This is a genomic window from Herminiimonas fonticola (assembly GCF_003293745.1).
GTDB classification, from domain to species: Bacteria; Pseudomonadota; Gammaproteobacteria; order Burkholderiales; family Burkholderiaceae_D; genus Oxalicibacterium; species Oxalicibacterium fonticola.
In genome coordinates this window covers 1022197-1039535 of sequence record NZ_PTLZ01000001.1, presented here as the reverse complement: position 1 = coordinate 1039535, position 17339 = coordinate 1022197, and the positions used below count along the sequence as shown (strand labels likewise).

Annotated in this window: 14 protein-coding genes; 4 read left to right on the top strand and 10 right to left on the bottom strand. The window is 52.2% G+C overall.

Annotated elements, in window-relative coordinates:
• Window positions 1–82: 82 nt before the first annotated feature.
• From ggt to Hfont_RS05120, 9 genes are all read right to left on the bottom strand, one after another.
• On the bottom strand, window positions 83–1873 hold the full coding sequence (gene ggt / locus Hfont_RS05160; RefSeq protein ID WP_112991199.1) for a gamma-glutamyltransferase: 1791 nt from the start codon (window positions 1871–1873) through the stop codon (window positions 83–85).
• A 169-nt stretch (window positions 1874–2042) separates the two neighbouring features.
• Complete coding sequence (locus tag Hfont_RS05155; RefSeq protein ID WP_112991197.1) at window positions 2043–4193, bottom strand: sodium-translocating pyrophosphatase; 2151 nt, start codon at window positions 4191–4193, stop codon at window positions 2043–2045.
• A 261-nt stretch (window positions 4194–4454) separates the two neighbouring features.
• On the bottom strand, window positions 4455–5111 hold the full coding sequence (adk, locus tag Hfont_RS05150; protein WP_112991195.1) for an adenylate kinase: 657 nt from the start codon (window positions 5109–5111) through the stop codon (window positions 4455–4457).
• Window positions 5112–5277: 166 nt separating this feature from the next.
• Window positions 5278–6030, bottom strand: coding sequence for a 3-deoxy-manno-octulosonate cytidylyltransferase (kdsB, locus tag Hfont_RS05145; protein ID WP_112991194.1), 753 nt, complete (start codon window positions 6028–6030; stop codon window positions 5278–5280).
• A gap of 29 nt (window positions 6031–6059) precedes the next feature.
• Window positions 6060–6242, bottom strand: a complete 183-nt coding sequence (locus Hfont_RS05140; protein ID WP_112991192.1) for a Trm112 family protein — start codon at window positions 6240–6242, stop codon at window positions 6060–6062.
• Complete coding sequence (lpxK, locus tag Hfont_RS05135) at window positions 6223–7287, bottom strand: tetraacyldisaccharide 4'-kinase (protein ID WP_112991190.1); 1065 nt, start codon at window positions 7285–7287, stop codon at window positions 6223–6225. Before lpxK ends, Hfont_RS05140 begins: the two co-directional genes overlap by 20 nt.
• A gap of 85 nt (window positions 7288–7372) precedes the next feature.
• On the bottom strand, window positions 7373–7807 hold the full coding sequence (locus Hfont_RS05130) for an ExbD/TolR family protein (protein ID WP_112991189.1): 435 nt from the start codon (window positions 7805–7807) through the stop codon (window positions 7373–7375).
• Window positions 7808–7835: 28 nt separating this feature from the next.
• A complete protein-coding gene (locus tag Hfont_RS05125; RefSeq protein ID WP_112991187.1) occupies window positions 7836–8447 on the bottom strand; it encodes a MotA/TolQ/ExbB proton channel family protein in 612 nt (203 codons plus the stop codon).
• Window positions 8448–8811: 364 nt separating this feature from the next.
• Entirely contained in the window at window positions 8812–10437 is a 1626-nt protein-coding gene (locus Hfont_RS05120) for an AAA family ATPase (protein WP_112991185.1), read from the bottom strand.
• A 401-nt stretch (window positions 10438–10838) separates the two neighbouring features.
• Between Hfont_RS05120 and rarD the strand changes: the two genes are divergently transcribed.
• Window positions 10839–11726 (top strand): EamA family transporter RarD, encoded by an 888-nt coding sequence (gene rarD, locus Hfont_RS05115; RefSeq protein WP_112991183.1) that lies wholly within the window; start codon window positions 10839–10841, stop codon window positions 11724–11726.
• A gap of 115 nt (window positions 11727–11841) precedes the next feature.
• Here the strand turns inward: rarD and Hfont_RS05110 are convergent, their stop codons facing one another.
• Window positions 11842–13545 (bottom strand): methyl-accepting chemotaxis protein, encoded by a 1704-nt coding sequence (locus Hfont_RS05110; protein WP_112991181.1) that lies wholly within the window; start codon window positions 13543–13545, stop codon window positions 11842–11844.
• A 280-nt stretch (window positions 13546–13825) separates the two neighbouring features.
• Here Hfont_RS05110 and xseA point away from each other — a divergent pair, with 280 nt between their 5' ends.
• The 3 genes from xseA (at window position 13826) to cysP (ending at window position 17262) form a co-directional block, all read left to right on the top strand.
• On the top strand, window positions 13826–15187 hold the full coding sequence (gene xseA / locus Hfont_RS05105) for an exodeoxyribonuclease VII large subunit (RefSeq protein ID WP_112991179.1): 1362 nt from the start codon (window positions 13826–13828) through the stop codon (window positions 15185–15187).
• Window positions 15188–15413: 226 nt separating this feature from the next.
• Window positions 15414–15992 (top strand): superoxide dismutase [Fe], encoded by a 579-nt coding sequence (sodB, locus tag Hfont_RS05100; RefSeq protein WP_112991178.1) that lies wholly within the window; start codon window positions 15414–15416, stop codon window positions 15990–15992.
• Between the two features lie 259 nt (window positions 15993–16251).
• Window positions 16252–17262 (top strand): thiosulfate ABC transporter substrate-binding protein CysP, encoded by a 1011-nt coding sequence (gene cysP / locus Hfont_RS05095; protein WP_112991176.1) that lies wholly within the window; start codon window positions 16252–16254, stop codon window positions 17260–17262.
• Window positions 17263–17339: the final 77 nt, after the last annotated feature.

Here is a 17339-nt window from a genome sequence, read left to right as displayed (position 1 = left end):
CAATTATTAGGGTGTTTGATGTTTCGAGCAAGTCTCAAGCTTGCTGCTATAGCGATCGACAAACCGACTTTTCAGCACAGCGTCAATCCCCTTTGGCAATGCCTTCGCGTCGAGGATCTGCAGCACCAAACCAGACTTCTTCGCCATGCACGGATAAACGCATGATGCCGTGCAAACCCGAGGTCTGTTCCATCACCTGCACTTCATGGCCTTTGGCTTTGAGTTGCGTAATCAATGTATCTGACACGCGCCCTTGCTCCAGTTCGGTCGGACCGTTGCGGCTGCCTATATTCGGTAGATTGATCGCCTGCTGCACATTCAGTCCCCAGTCCATCATTCCTACTAAAGTCTTGCTGGCATAGTTGATGATGGCAGAGCCGCCGGGAGAACCTAGCGACAGCACCAGTTTCTTGGTGCCTTTTTCAAACACCAGCGTCGGTGACATCGAACTACGCGGCCGCTTGCCGGGCTGCACACGATTAGCGATCGGACCATCAGCATCAACTGCTTCAGCGGAGAAATCCGTCAATTCATTATTCAGTAAAAAACCATCGACCATCTGACGCGAGCCGAAACCGTTTTCTATCGTGGTCGTCATCGCCAATGCATTGCCCTTGTCATCGACGATAGAAATATGCGAGGTCGATGGAAGTTCCGGCGAAGCATCCGTGCCCCACGCAAGCTGCTGCGTGAATGGCATACCGGCACTTGCGCGGCCCATCGATTTTTCACCTATCAATGCTGCGCGCTGGGTCAGATATTTTTTATCCAGTAGCGCACGCACACCATCCTTCGGCAGTGGAACAAAATCGGGATCGGCGATATAACGATTGCGGTCGGCATAAGCCAAGCGTCCTGCTTCGGTAAACAGATGCACGGCTTCCGCATTCAATACACCATCGACAGGTGCGAGTGCCTGCATGTTTTTCGTTTCCAGCATACCCAGCATCTGCGCAATCGCAATGCCTCCGGATGAAGGCGGCGGCATGCCGCATACCGTCCATGCGCGATAGTCGCTGCAAACCACCGTGCGCGTTTTTGCCTTATAGCCGGCCAGATCCTGCACCGTCAAACCACCGGGATTGGTCGGATGCTGCCTCACCTTGCGTGCAATGTCTTGCGCGATCTTTCCCGTATAAAAAGCATCAGCACCTTCTGTTGCAATTTTCTGCAGGGTTGCGGCAAGTGCAGGATTCTTTAACAGGTAACCTACCGGCCGGGACTTGCCCTGCGCATCATAGAAATAGGCGGCCGCTGCCGGATCGGTTTTCAAATAGGTTTCGGATTCCAGCAAAATTGCCAACCGTGGACTGACAGAAAAACCATCACGCGCAAGCCGTATCGCCGGTTCAAACAAAACATGCCATGGCAGCTTGCCGTATTGCTTGTGCGCCAGCTCCAGCATGCGTAATACGCCAGGCACGCCAACCGAACGTCCGCCAACTACCGCTTCATGAAAAGGCATTACCTTGCCATCAGGCTTTAAAAATAATTTTTCATCGGCGCTGGCCGGCGCCGTTTCACGACCGTCGAATGAATCGATCTTTGCACCGTCGAAATACAGCATGAACGCACCGCCACCTATGCCTGACGATTGCGGTTCAACCAGCCCCAATACCATTTGCGTTGCAATCGCTGCATCCAATGCAGAACCGCCGGCCTTCAGCATTTGATAACCGGCATCGACCGCGAGCGGATTCGCCGCCGCCACCATGAAGCGATGCGCGATCCAGCCACTCTTTTCGGTGTAACCGCTACTGCCTTCCGGTTCGATAGGAACAGGCTTGCTGCTGATCGGCGCACTGCTGCAACCGGCCAGCAAGCTTGTGAGCAAAAGAGCAGAGAGAGATGCGATAAGCGGTGATTTAATCATGCAGGATTCCATCGGTAAAAACAGGGGCAAGCCGGCCCAGTGTAAACCGCTTGCGTTCTGCTGTCGCGCGGTGAAGTGCAAAGCTTCTGAGCAATGATGAATAAGGAATATTTCGAGCAATAAAAAAGGCAGCCGCAGCTGCCTTTTTTATTTTTCATTACCAGCCGGACTAAGGTTTTCCCGGTACGGGGATGACGAGTTCCTTGAATGGCACGACTATCGTCGTCGCAGGTTGAACTATCGTCACCTCCGTCGTGCTGATAGGTTGTGCGACAACCTGCAAACCAGCCGCAGGTAACAAGGGCACGATCAGCAAGGCCACGATGTTGATGATCTTGATCAAGGGATTCACCGCCGGGCCTGCAGTATCCTTGTATGGATCGCCCACGGTATCGCCGGTTACCGCTGCCTTGTGTGCGTCGGAACCCTTGCCACCGTGATGGCCGTCTTCAATGTATTTTTTTGCATTGTCCCAGGCGCCACCGCCGGTAGTCATCGAGATTGCCACAAAGATACCTGTGACGATTGCGCCCATCAACAAGCCGCCTAGCGCCGCTGGCCCGAGTATCATGCCGACCAGAATCGGTATCACTACCGGCAACAAGGATGGAATAATCATTTCCTTGATCGCCGCGGTCGTCAGCATATCGACAGCCTTGTCGTACTCCGGCTTGCCGCTACCATCCATGATGCCTTTGATGTCGCGGAACTGGCGGCGCACTTCTATCACCACGGCACCGGCCGCGCGCCCTACCGCTTCCATCGCCATCGCACCGAACAGATAGGGAATCAGGCCGCCGATGAACAGGCCGACGATCACCAGCGGATTCGACAAGTCGAACGAGGTACTCCTGCCGACCGAATCCAGCGCATGCGTGTAATCGGCAAACAGCACCAGCGCAGCCAAGCCGGCCGAGCCGATTGCATATCCTTTGGTCACCGCCTTGGTTGTATTGCCGACTGCATCCAGCGGATCGGTAATCGCACGCACAGATTCCGGCATGCCGGACATTTCTGCGATACCACCGGCGTTATCGGTAATCGGCCCATACGCATCCAGCGCGACAATGATGCCGGCCATAGACAGCATCGACGTCGCCGCAATCGCAATACCGTATAAACCACCGAGCCAGTACGACGCCAGGATCGCGGCGCATACCGATACCACTGGCCATGCAGTAGAACGCATAGACACGCCGAGGCCGGCGATGATGTTGGTGCCATGACCAGTCGTCGATGCCTGCGCCACATGCTGCACAGGTTTGAAATCGGTACCGGTGTAGTACTCGGTGATGTAGACCATCAGGCCGGTCAACACGATACCAACAATGGCAGAGCCCATCATCGCAACGCGCAATTCAGGTGGCATGACTATCCACGTCACAATCGCAAAACCGATCAAGGACAAAATCGCGGCCCACCATAGACCGGTGTACAAAGCCGACATGATTTTTTTGCCAGGCCTAGCTTTCACCATAGTGCAACCGATGATGGATGCGAGGATAGATACACCGCCCAGCAACAAGGGATAAATTGCCGCCTGCAATTCCATCCCTTTCAACATCAGCGAGCCGAGCAACATTGTGGCGATCAGCGTGACGACATAAGTCTCGAACAAATCTGCCGCCATGCCGGCGCAATCGCCTACGTTGTCGCCTACGTTATCGGCAATCACCGCAGGATTGCGTGGATCGTCTTCCGGAATGCCCGCTTCGACTTTGCCTACCAGATCGGCACCAACGTCAGCACCTTTGGTAAAAATGCCGCCACCGAGCCGCGCAAAAATGGAAATCAGCGATGCACCAAACGCCAGACCGATCAAAGGCGTGATCGCATCGTGCAAGGTCGCCGCATTGCCTGCGCCGTAAGTAATCAGATAGACATAAAAAATCGTGACGCCTAGCAAACCTAATCCAACCACCAGCATGCCGGTAATAGCACCGCCCTTGAATGCGACATCGAGTGCCTCGTTCATGCCTTTGGTGGCGGCTTGCGCAGTACGTACATTGGCACGCACCGACACATTCATGCCAATAAAACCGCAAGCGCCGGACAGCACTGCGCCTATCAGAAATCCGACAGCAGTTTTCAAGCCTAGGCCCGGCACAATGGCAATGATGATGAATAAGACAACACCAACGATCGCAATCGTGCGGTATTGCCGCGCCAGATAGGCGGCTGCGCCTTGTTGAATCGCGCTGGCGATTTCCTGCATGATGGGATTGCCGGCATCCTGCTTCAGGATCCAGCTACGCGAGATCAGACCATAGATGACGGCAATGACGCCGCATGCAATGGCGAACCAAATGCTTGATGCCATATCGACTCCTCCAATTTTTTTAACGACTTAGTTAACCACTACGACATTTACGACAGACATTAAAAAATGTCCTCCGAACTGCGTACTGCAAAACTTTCCGTCGCCCTTTTTATTGTTGGATGCCAGGGCTGGCTGAGTCTGATGCTGCCATCAATATGTCTTCATGCTATAGCGATACGAGAGCAAGGACAAGTAATGCGAAACTAATGCACGCGCTATTGCATGGGCATGAAAAAAGCGGACACATGGTCCGCTTTATTTTTATCCTTCTAACGCTTTGAATGCGCTGTCACGAATTTGATCGACCGGACCGACACCAGCGATCTTGCGATACTTGGGTGCGCCCGGTTTGCCGGATGCTGCCCATTGGTTGTAATAACCGACCAGCACTTCTGTCTGGTTGTGATAAACGGACAAACGCTTTTTGACCGTTTCTTCCTTGTCGTCATCACGCTGGATCAGTTCTTCACCAGTGATATCGTCGCGACCTTCTGCTTTTGGCGGATTGAATTTGACGTGATAGGTACGACCCGACGCAGGATGCACGCGACGACCGCTCATGCGTTCGACAATTGCTTCATCCGGGACGTCGATTTCCAGAACGTAATCGATTGCCACACCAGCGTCCTTCATTGCATCTGCTTGTGGAATCGTGCGCGGGAAGCCATCGAACAAATAACCATGCGCGCAATCGCCCTCTTTCAATCTGTCTTTGACGAGGCCGATGATGATGTCATCGGAAACCAGACCGCCTTCGTCCATGATTTTTTTGGCGGCAATGCCCAGAGGCGTGCCAGCCTTGACCGCAGCACGCAACATGTCACCTGTCGAAATTTGCGGGATGTTGTATTTGTCTTTGATGAAACCAGCTTGCGTGCCTTTACCGGCACCAGGCGCTCCTAAAAGGATGAGGCGCATGAAATTTTTCCTAAAACGAGTTTTGAATTCTATTACCGAAGGGCGCAAAAGCGGCACCGGGATAGTCTTGATCTATAGATATAAGCTATGAACTTTGCACGAAACTTACCACAAAATTATATCAAATCGATGCTTTGCGTTTATTGCGATGCAACATCCGCTGCAATTATTGGCCGAAATAACGACGTACGCGTTGCAGGTCTTCCGGCGTATCCACACCCGCTGCAGGCGCATGCGGCGTAACGTGTACCGCGATCGGAACACCATGCCACAACACACGTAATTGCTCCAAGGCTTCAACTTGTTCCAGCGGCGAAACCGCCAGTTGCGGATAGGACTGCAGGAAATCATTGCGGTAAGCGTACAAGCCGATATGACGTAACGGCGCGTAAGCAGCCGGCATAACTTCCTTGCTCTGCGCAAAACCATCGCGATGCCATGGAATCGTCGCCCGCGAAAAATAAAGTGCGCGCCCCGATTTATCCAACACTACTTTCACCACATTCGGATTAAATGCTTCAGCCATGTCGGCTATTGCATGCGCCGCAGTCGCCATCGGCACATCATGCGCAATCAAACGCGCAGTCGCTGCAATCAGCGATGGATCTATCAGTGGCTCATCGCCCTGTACATTGACCACCACCGTATCGTCAGACAAACCAAGTGCAGCTGCCACTTCCGCAATGCGGTCGGTACCGGACGGATGATCCGCACGTGTCATTTGCACCGCGATATTGTTGTGCGTACATGCCGCAAAAATATCGGCGTGATCGGTCGCCACAATGACTTGTGCGGCACCGGATTGCATCGCGCGCTCAGCCACGCGTACGATCATCGGCTTGCCGCCCAGATCCGCCAGCGGTTTATTCGGTAAGCGTGTGGAAGCGAGACGGGCAGGAATAATGACGGTGAAGGACATCAGCGGATTCCGGAATAGCGCAACCGGCCTTAGCCGGCTGAAGGTGCGGCTTGCAAATCGCGCGCTTGGTCAGCCCACATGATAGGGATGCCATCACGTATCGGGTAAGCGAGTTTATCGGCCTTGCAAATCAGTTCTTGCGCTTTTTTATCGTGCTCCAGCGGCCCTTTGCAAATCGGGCAAACCAGAATATCAAGCAGGCGAGTGTCCACGGAGTTTCTCCACAATTCTTTGGGCAAACGGGCGATCGAGATGCGCCGTTACGGGTACGACCCAGATACGCGGGTCGTTTCTTATTGCATCATTCTGCCGACATTTTACTGCATCCTTTTCCGTGATCAGGATCACGTCGGCAGCAGCATCGGCAAACGGGTTATCAAAGTAGTCGTAATGATCCGGCAAAGGCATCTCGTCGAACTGCAAGCCGGCATCGCTCAACTGCGTAAAAAATCGACCAGGATTACCTATCCCGGCTGCCGCCAGAATGCGCGCCGGAGAAAAACCGGTAGTCGTCGCCGAAAACGAACGCAGTGCACGCGACAAGGCGTGGCCTTCCTCGGTGCTGGACGACGCCAGTGGTTCGGCCATCACACCCGACAAATGCATTTGAAAAACTTCTTCCTGCATCGGCGTTTTTTCAGCAGAACCGTTCAGTACGGTGAAGTCACGACGGCGCGAGGCCGGTTCGCGCAAAGGGCCGGCCGGCAACAACCAGCCATTACCCACGCCACGCGCATCAAACAGGACGATCTCGATATCGCGCGCCAAACGGTAATGCTGCAAACCATCGTCGGAAACAATCACATCGACTTGCGGATGCGCAGCCAGCAAGGCAGTCGCAGCAGCGATGCGGTCACGCCCCACCACCACCGGGCACTGCGCTCTGTACATAATCAGCAAGGGTTCGTCGCCGACATCTTTTGCCAGCGACGAAGCCGTCACTTCCTGCGGCAATGAATTCTTGCCACCATAACCGCGCGAAATCACGCCTGGCGTATAACCAGCCTGCCGCAAGGTTTGTACCAGCCAGATCGTCAACGGTGTTTTACCGGTTCCGCCAACAAAGATATTGCCGACCACAATCACCGGCACAGGAATGCGCTGCGCTTTGAAAAAGCCAGCGCGATACGACCATCGGCGCAAACCAGCCAACGCGCCAAACAAGCCCGAGATAGGCAACAGCATGCGCGCAGACCAGCCGCGGTGCGTCCAAGTTCGCGTCAGGAAATCTTCTAGAGTGGAACGTTCCAGGGCCAAGGGCTAGTTTCCGTGTATGAAAGAAGTTGCAGGAAAAACGCTGCCGTCAAAGACTCAGCGCCGGGAATCTATTTTGGAATAAAACTTATTTTTTACCGCTGGTTTGTGCTGCGAATGTGACTTTGGAATAACCCGCAATACGTGCCGCTTCCAATACATTGATCACGGCTTGGTGCGTGGCGGTAGCTTCTGCTGCAATGATCACGACAGGATCAACATTGGCTTTACCTGAAGCTGCCGCGGCCGCAGTCAATTCGGCTGCCAGCGCTTCCGGGTTTTGTACTGCAACACGCGTGTTATTAACCGCGTAACGATTTTGTGCATCAACGATGACGCTGATTTCAAACGGCCGCTCCATCGCTTTTTCCGCATCGGCGGTAGGCAAGGTGATTTGCAGCGCGGTGAACTTGCTGTAGCTGGTCGAGACCATCAGAAAAATCAGGATCACCAACAAGACGTCGATGAAGGCGATCAGATTGATTTCGGGATCTTCGCGACCCTGCCCTTTGCGAAAATTCATGAGGCGTTTCTTTCAGGTCGTTATTTGCTTACTTGCGTGCGCTGTGCACGATGTCGACAAACTTCACAGCTTGCTGCTCCATATCGATGATGAAACTATCGACCAGCGCGCGGAAGTGTCTATAGAACACCAACGATGGCATCGCAATCGCCAGACCGAAACCTGTGTTGTACAGCGCAATCGAAATACCGTGCGCCAGTTGCGTAGGATTGGCACCAGTGCCGGTCGCATTTTGCGAACCGAAAATTTCAATCATGCCGACCACGGTGCCGAACAAACCCATCAACGGTGCCAGCGTGGCTATCGTACCGAGCGTAGTCAGGAAGCGCTCCAGTTCATGCGCCGTACCACGCCCTGCTTCTTCTATCGATTCCTTCATCACGTCACGCGGCGCATCGACGTTACGCAAGCCTGAAGCCAGCACGCGACCGAGTGGCGAATTCTGTTCCAGTGTCGCGACCACATTCGCATCGACTTTGCCGTTGTGATAAACGCGAACGACTTCATCCAGCAGCTTGGGCGGCAAAATACGGACGCGACGCAAGTAGATCGAACGTTCAATAATCAGGGTCAGGGCAATAACGGAAGCGATCAGCAACAGCCAGATCGGCCAGCCTGCTGCTTGAATAATGGCGAGCAAAGTAAGCTCCTTCTTTGGTTCAATGTGATGGATGGAGAATGTAACGGTTTGGCGCAGGGAGAGCAAGTTATAGCTAAACAAGCTTCAGCATCAGCCTAGCCTTCATGTTAACCGGCATCGGTTCAGCTCTCGCAAAATCTTTCGCCTATACGCAATGCGTGGCATGCAGCTTGTGCACATTTTCTGTGGATAACATTGTGCGCAACTTTGTTTAAGCGATCAAAGCGCTTGATTTCAAAGAAGTTTTTTGAACTGCCTCGAAATGAGGCGCTACGGATAAGTACGCTCGCCTTGTTATTCTTCAAACGAAATCAAGGCCAGGATCGCAACAGTCTTGCATCGGCCGGGCCGATGCAAGACATGTTCAATTAATGCCACGGAACATCGCGCACTGTCTGAAGGTTTCTTCAGAAAACGGGATCTTTTTGCTCTTGCAGAATTTTGAAGTGAGCTTCAGCAATTCCTTGATGTCACGACCGCTCGAGTTTGAATAAGTGTTGCTCAGTGAATCAATCAATTCATCGGACAGATCAATGTTGAATTGCGTTGCCAGTGATTTCCACAAGCGCATCGCATCTTCTTTCGATGGCGTCTCATACTGTATCGTCGCAATACAGCGCGACAGGATTGCATCGTCGACATCCTGAATACGGTTGGTCGTCATGAACAGCAAACCGTTGAAGTATTCCAGCGTACGCAGGAATTCAGCGACGATTGCATTGTGCTGCAAGTCGTTGTCGCGGCAACGGATGTAGACGTCGGCTTCATCCAGCAACAGGATCGCATCCCAGCGCGCAGCACGGCGCAAGATCTGCGACAGGTTTTGTTCCACCGATGCGGCAGTAATCCCTAGCTGACCTGAATGCACGCGATACAAGGGCTTGCCGACCACTTCCGAATACACTTCTGCCGTCAGCGTCTTGCCCAGACCAGGCGCACCCTTGCACAGAATCGTGGTGCCGCCGGACTTGCCTTCTACGATATCTTCCATCAAGACCGTCATATCGGCAGTCAGGATGTCGATCAGATCGCGATGATGGTCGGGCAGAATCAATTTGTCGCGCAGTTCAGGCTTGTATTGATATTCCGTCAGATTCTGTACGTGCACCCAGATGTCCTGATGCAGTTCCAGATGGAACATATACAGATAGCAGTGCAGCGGGATTTTCTCGAATCCGACTTCAAAACCGCTCTCGCGCCAGAATTCCGGATCGGCGCTCATTTCAAAACGTCTATCCAGATTTTCTTCGTCATTGACACATTTCGCAGTGACGCCATCCTTGAAGCGCATCAAATGGAAACGGGATTTTTCGTCATTGTAAAAAGCTGAATTGCGCGCAACAAACTGCGCGCCAAATTGCGCCTGATACTTGAGGAAGCGCTTGGATTGCTCTTCGTATTCCTGCTTGAACTCGGCGCACTCCTTGAAGTAGCCCTGATCGATCAGCAGTTCGGGAATCGTGCGATTGGCAATATCGTTGGCGTTGATGACGATCGCATTGGTCATGCCGGAGCGACGCATGCGGTGATCGGGCGACGCTTCCTTGCTGGCAGCCTGCATGGTGTTTGCCAGCAGATCGATGACGACATACGGCGCGCCTTGATCGGGCACGATGTGGCGCAGTCTATGTATCAGCCACGGCAATAACACGCCGTCTTTATTGCGTTTATAGAGCCAACCGTCGATTACATCACGCGAGAAATAGGCCGCCAGACCTGGCACCAGCTTATCCAGGCTAGGAATCTTGCGCGCTTGCGGCGCACCGCGAATATTGTCTTGCGCCAGCATCTGAAACATCAGCGCGCGCTCATCCTGCGCCTTGCACAAATCGTATAAGGTATTCAGGGCTGCAGCATCGAACAGGTGGCTGGGCACCACCATTTTGCCGTGACAAACGCCATGCTCATTGAGCCGTTTCGCCAGTGGCGAGTTGACTTCTATCATACCGAGCAATACGGTTACCAATGATTCAGGTATTTCAAAATCCATCACAACTCCATGCTAATTTCGTGCCGTCGCAAATGAAAACGGCCTCCATCTCTGGAAGCCGCATATCTATTGGTGACCACGGCCGGAATCGATACTTGGCGGCCAATTCCTACATGCATCTTCGTCAAAAACAGTTCTCCGCTTTTTGCCGAGATCGTCTCCTGGTTCTCCGGTCATCATAAAGCAATAGTCTGCTTATGTGAAGCCGAGGCCGGACCGTTACTCGGCCACCTTGCGCGCATATCCGGCCATGGATAGTGTAAATCCGGCCATCATCCCGAAATGCGCGTTTTTTACCATGTCTTTGCTGCTAGCTTGTAGTTGTTCTTGCTGAAAATCTCGCAATCGCAGAGAAGTCCTTATACTGGCCGCCACGCAAAATCATTCATGACGGAGTCACGGTGTCCAAAGGTGTTTTATTTTCAGTCTTCAGCTCCGTGCTGTTTGCGACCCTCTACTTCTATTCCACGCTGCTGTCGCCACTCAATGGCGAAGAGATATTCGGCTGGCGCACCTTGTTGACGATCCCCTTTCTGACGATATTCATTTGGCGCAGCGGCCAATGGACTCACATACAAGTGTGGGCGCAGAGAATGCGCCAACGCCCCTTATTGATAGCTGGTGCGCTAGCGACCTCGGCATTCCTCGGCATTCAGTTGTGGCTCTTCATGTGGGCACCTTTGCATGGCCGCGCATTGCAGGTTTCGCTAGGTTATTTTCTGCTGCCTTTGACCATGTTGCTGACCGGCCGCTTCGTTTACAAAGAACGTCTTTCGCGACTGCAAAATCTGGCCGCGATCTGTGCCGCAGTCGGCGTGGCTAACGAGCTGATTCAGGTCGGCAGCTTTTCATGGGAAACAATGGTGGTAGCTTTTGGCTACCCGGGATATTTCGTTTTGCGGCAAAAAATGAGCAGCAATAATCTGGGCGGACTGTGGTTCGACATGGCCTTGCTGTTGCCGGCAGGATTATGGTTTGTGCACGCAGGTGCGGTCGGCTTTGCTGGCATCGCTGACCATACTGCGCTGTATGTGCTGATCCCTTTGCTGGGCGTCCTCAGTGCGGCCGCCTTGATTTTCTACATGGTGGCGAGCCAGACGCTCAGCTTGAGTTTGTTTGGTTTGCTGGGATATGTGGAACCGGTATTACTGGTGTTCGTTGCGCTGCTGCTGGGCGAACAAATCAAGAGCCACGAATGGCTGACCTATATTCCCATCTGGATGGCAGTACTGTTGCTGATCATAGAAGGATCACTGTCTGTCTATTCCAGAACTGATCGCAGATCGTAAGGAGTTGCATCGCGCCACTAGTGAGCGATCTGTGACTTGCAAAAATAAGAGGCCGTACCCGTTTGCTCAAGCAATGATTCGATCCATCACTTGAACAAACCGGTACGGCTGAAACCTAGAACTGTTCCCACTCCGCTCCTACGTCTGCCTGTGCAACATTTTTTTCACTCGGCATCACTGGTTTGTTCGCCAATTGCTTGGTAGTGGACGACGCGAGTGCCGGCTTCTTGTCATTTGTTAATGCATTCGATGCAACACGCTGCAAGCTAGGCGCGCCATCGAGTTTGAATACGCTGACCACTTGCACCAGATTACGCGCTTGATCCTGCAGTGATTCGGCAGCGGCTGCGGCTTCTTCTACCAGCGCCGCATTTTGCTGTGTCACCTGATCCATCTGCATTACCGCTTGATGAATCTGTTCGATGCCGGCTGTTTGTTCATGGCCTGCAGCAGTGATTTCACCCATGATGTCGGTGACGCGACGCACGCTGGCTACCACTTCCTGCATAGTCGCACCGGCATCATCCACCAGACGCGCGCCGTCGTTGACCTTGCTGACTGAATCGCCAATCAGGTTCTTGATCTCCTTCGCTGCCGCAGCCGAACGTTGCGCCAACGTGCGCACCTCTGCCGCGACGACTGCAAAACCTCGACCCTGCTCACCGGCACGCGCCGCTTCGACAGCTGCGTTCAATGCGAGGATGTTGGTCTGGAATGCAATGCCATCGATCACGCCGATGATGTCTACAATCTTTTTCGACGATTCATTGATCGAGCCCATCGTCTCCACCACTTGCGTGACAACATTGCCACCTTTCATCGCCACTTCCGACGCAGTCAGCGCCAATTGATTGGCTTGGCGTGCGTTATCTGCATTTTGTTTTACCGTACTGCTCAACTCTTCCATCGACGACGCCGTTTCTTCCAGCGAACTGGCCTGCTCTTCGGTACGCGATGACAAATCCAGGTTGCCGCTGGCGATCTGCGTAGATGCGGTGGCGATTGCATCTGTACTGAAGCGCACTTCGCCGACGATGCGCACCAGACTCTTGTTCATGTCTTTTAATGCTTGCAGTAACTGACCGGTTTCATCTTTCGATTTGATATCAATAACGCTACTCAAGTCGCCACTGGCAACGGTTTGTGCAATCTTGACTGCCTCGTTCATCGGCTTGGTGATCGAACGCGTAATCCACCATGCAAAGCTGACGCCCAGAATAACTGCCGCAATACCCAGACCTATCATCATGGCTGTCGCGGAATCAATATGTGCCTTCGCAGCAGCGCCACTTTGTTCGACTATTTTCTTTTGCAGCGCCGCCAGTTCGGCGACAGTTTTTTGCACGTTATCCAGCGCAGGCAAGGTCTCATTCAACATGAGTTTGATTGCTTCTTCGCGTTCATTGGCGGCGACCAGTTTCCCAACTTTTCCAAACGAAACGACATATTTGCCGCGCACATCCTTGAACTCCACCATCAGGGCTTTGCCTGCATCGCTCTTGATCAATTGATCCAGCACCACGACCGCATCATCGATGATCTTTTTATTCTTTTTGATTTCTTCAAACAGGTTTGCCACTTTGGCTGGATCGCTTTCAATGAACAGTTCCATATTGCGACGTGCATTGGCGCGTATGGTTGCGCCTATGGTGGACACCGCTTCAGCCTTGACCCAATCGGTGTCTATCATTTCGCTATTGATCTTGCCGATTCCGGCAAAGCGTGCCAATGCCAGCACAATTAAAATCGCCATCAATACAAATACCAGTCCGAAACCGATACCAAGACGTGTGCCAATTTTTAGATTTTTGATATTCATTTTTATATTCCTCAACAAAATTCTGATGCTTTAATTCTGACGAAAGGCTTGATGTTATTTCTCTTAAGATTTCACCGAGCACTGCATTTCAAACCGCATTTCCATTACCATCTGTTCTTTGCCACTTGAATTACTGCGCACTCCTTGTGTGCAAGACAAAAGCCCTACGTTTAAATATCGGCAATACGCACCACTTTCTCGCATGCAACAAAGTGATTGCACTACTTTTGTACGACCCTTGTGCGCGCTTGCACCATTCACAGCTTCAGAAAACTTAACGATGCCCTCTGATCGCCCACTACCGAGTTCTTCATCTGCAACCACCGTGCTCAGCGTTTCGGCCTTGAATCAGGCGGTATCGCGCATGCTGGAGCGCAGCTTCCCCTTGTCCTGGATATCCGGTGAGATCTCCAACTTCACGCGTGCAGCCTCGGGACATTGGTACTTCACACTGAAAGATGATGCGGCCCAGGTACGCGCCGTAATGTTCCGTGGTCGTGCTCAATACGCAGATTTCATGCCACGCGAAGGTGACAAGGTAGAAGTGCGCGCATTGGTCACGCTGTACGCACCGCGCGGTGACTATCAGCTGAGTGTGGAAGCGATACGTCGCGCCGGCGTCGGCAATCTGTATGAAGCGTTTTTGCAATTGAAGGAAAAGCTTGCAGCCGAAGGTTTGTTCGATCCCGACCGTAAGCGCCCGCTACCAGCTTTTGTGCGCACGATCGGTATCGTCACCAGCCCGCAGGCAGCAGCCTTGCGTGACATTTTGACTACATTAAAACGACGCGCGCCGCATGTGCGCGTCATCCTGTATCCAACCCCGGTACAAGGCGAAGGTTCGGCGATGAAAATTGCGCAGGCAATTGCCACCGCATCGGCACGCGCCGAATGCGATGTGCTGCTGGTCTGCCGCGGTGGCGGCAGTATCGAAGATTTGTGGTCTTTCAATCATGAGCTGGTGGCACGCACGATAGTCGGTTGCGATATGCCGGTCATCGTCGGTGTCGGCCATGAAACCGATTTCACGATTGCCGATTTTGCGGCTGACTTGCGTGCGCCTACACCGACCGCTGCCGCAGAACTCGCAACCTTGCCGCGCGCAGACTGGCTATCACAACTGAATACGCAAGCTGAAGACATGCGGCGCGCGATGAAGCGCCAGTTATCCGATACGGCGCAGACGCTCGACTGGTTATCTCGCCGTTTGATCAGCCCGGCGGCGTATATCGCGCATGAAAGAATGAAATTGCAGGCGCTGCAAACCCGGCTTGGCCACGCCACGCGTATTCCATTGAGCAAGGCGCAATTTGCGCTCGCACATTTGCGCAATCGCTGGCTCACGCAATTGCCGGATACGCGCGTCCAGCGCTCCAACGTCGCCAATCATGCGCGTCGCCTGACAAATCAAATGAATACGCGCATCGCCACGCAACGTCAAAACCTGCATGCGCTTTCCGCGCAGCTGGAAATGCTGAATCCGCAACGCACGCTGGAACGCGGTTATGCCATCGTGACCAATGAAAAAGGTGAAATCGTGCGTGCGCCGCAAGAGTTGCATCCACGCCAGAATGTGACGATCAAGCTGGCCGAAGGTAGCGCACAAATTGGTATTGCGACTGTGCAGCAGACGCTGGATTAAACCAGCAAGCACTTTGCATCACCAGTAATAATGAGAATAATTCGTATTGAAATGGAATCAAGTAAATTATCGAAAGGCCCGTAAACACTCGCTCTCCGGCCTGTCATTAGTTTTGAATTTACGCGCACATAAATTGACCTGCGTCGTGTGCAATGATTGCTTAACCGCTTTACAATAGCCCCTTTCAAAAAGAACATCTTTATTTTTAACCCTACCAAGGACGACCATGGAACATACCCTGCCGGCACTGCCCTATGCGTTGGATGCACTTGCTCCACACATCTCCAAAGAGACTCTTGAATTCCATTACGGCAAGCATCACCAAACCTATGTGACGAATTTGAACAACCTGATCAAAGGTACAGAATTCGAAAACGCATCGCTCGAAGAAATCATCAAAAAATCTTCCGGTGGCGTTTTCAACAATGCAGCACAAGTCTGGAACCACACTTTCTACTGGAACGGCCTGAAACCAAACGGCGGCGGCGCACCAACTGGTGCAGTGGCTGACGCGATCAACGCCAAGTGGGGTTCGTTCGACAAGTTCAAGGAAGAATTCACCAAATCGTGCGTAACCAATTTCGGCTCAGGCTGGACATGGTTGGTTAAAAAAGCTGACGGCTCGCTCGATCTGGTTAACACATCGAATGCAGGCTGCCCATTGACCGGCACCGACAAACCATTGTTGACCTGCGACGTTTGGGAACACGCTTACTACATCGACTACCGCAATGCGCGTCCTAAGTATGTTGAGTCGTTCTGGGCGTTGGTGAACTGGGATTTCGTTGCGAAAAACCTGGCTTAATTTATTTTAAGCAGCACCAAGCACTCAATACAAAACGCCCCGGTTAATTCGGGGCGTTTTTATTTGCAGGAAGTGATATAAATTGCCATCCTGGCACTGAATGTTTACTTATTCGTTTTTTGCATGAATACATGTGAAAAGTATCGTTTGAACGCATAAGGAATTTTGATATATTCCTTTCCATTCGGTAAGTTGCTCAATTGCATGAGTCACGCACTGCGCCGTATCCTCGAATTTTTACGAAAACATGGAGTAGGTTATGTTTAAAAAAGTTGTATTACTCACAGCCGCTGCTGCCACCCTATTCTCAGGCGTCGCACAAGCACAAGACAAACCGATCCTGAATGCGTCCTACGACGTTGCGCGCGAAGTATTTGCTGCCATTAACCCGAAATTCCAGGCCAAATGGAAAGCTGAAACCGGTCAGGACTTGAAGATCGATCAATCGTTTGCCGGCACTTCGCGTCAGGCACAAGACATTATCCAGGGCAAAAAAGTTGATACCGTTACCTTCAATCAAGTGACCGACATCGACATCCTTGCGCAACGCGGTCTGGTGCGTAAAGATTGGCAAAAAGCCTTCCCTAACAATAGCTCGCCTTACTACAGCACCATCTCTTTCCTGGTACGTAAAGGCAATCCAAAGAACATCAAAACCTGGGATGACCTGGTACGTGACGACGTAAAAGTTGTGTTCCCGAATCCAAAAACATCGGGCAATGCACGCTACACCTACCTCGGCGCATGGTTGTATGCGAACGAAAAATTCAAGGGTGACCAAGTACAAACCAAGGCATTCGTCGGCAAACTGCTGCGTAATGTTGTGAACTTCCCTACCGGCGGTCGAGGTGCAACAGTTGCATTTGCCCAGAACAATCAAGGCGATGCATTACTGACCTTTGAATCCGAAGTCATCAACATTGCCAAGAGCGATGAATTCAAATCCGGCGCATATGAAATCGTTACTCCACCAGTTTCAGTATTGGCTGAGTTCCCGGTTGCTGTTGTCGATAAAGTGGTTGATGAAAAAGGCACACGCAAAGTCGCTACCGCTTATTTGAACTACGAATATTCACGCGAAATCCAATTGCTGCTGACCACCTTCAACTATCGTGTTCATCACCCAGATATCGCGAAAGTCGTAGCTGACCGTTATCCTAAAGTTCGTTTGATCGATCCAACCAAAGTACTCGGTACATGGGATCAGATTCAGGCTGCTCACTTTGCCAGCGGTGCGACACTGGATCAATTGCTGGGTCAACGCAACTAATCCAAAATTTAATCAGAACATCATCAGATAGCGTACAAAGTCTGCTGGCGATCCGGAATTTAGATTTCACCTTCACC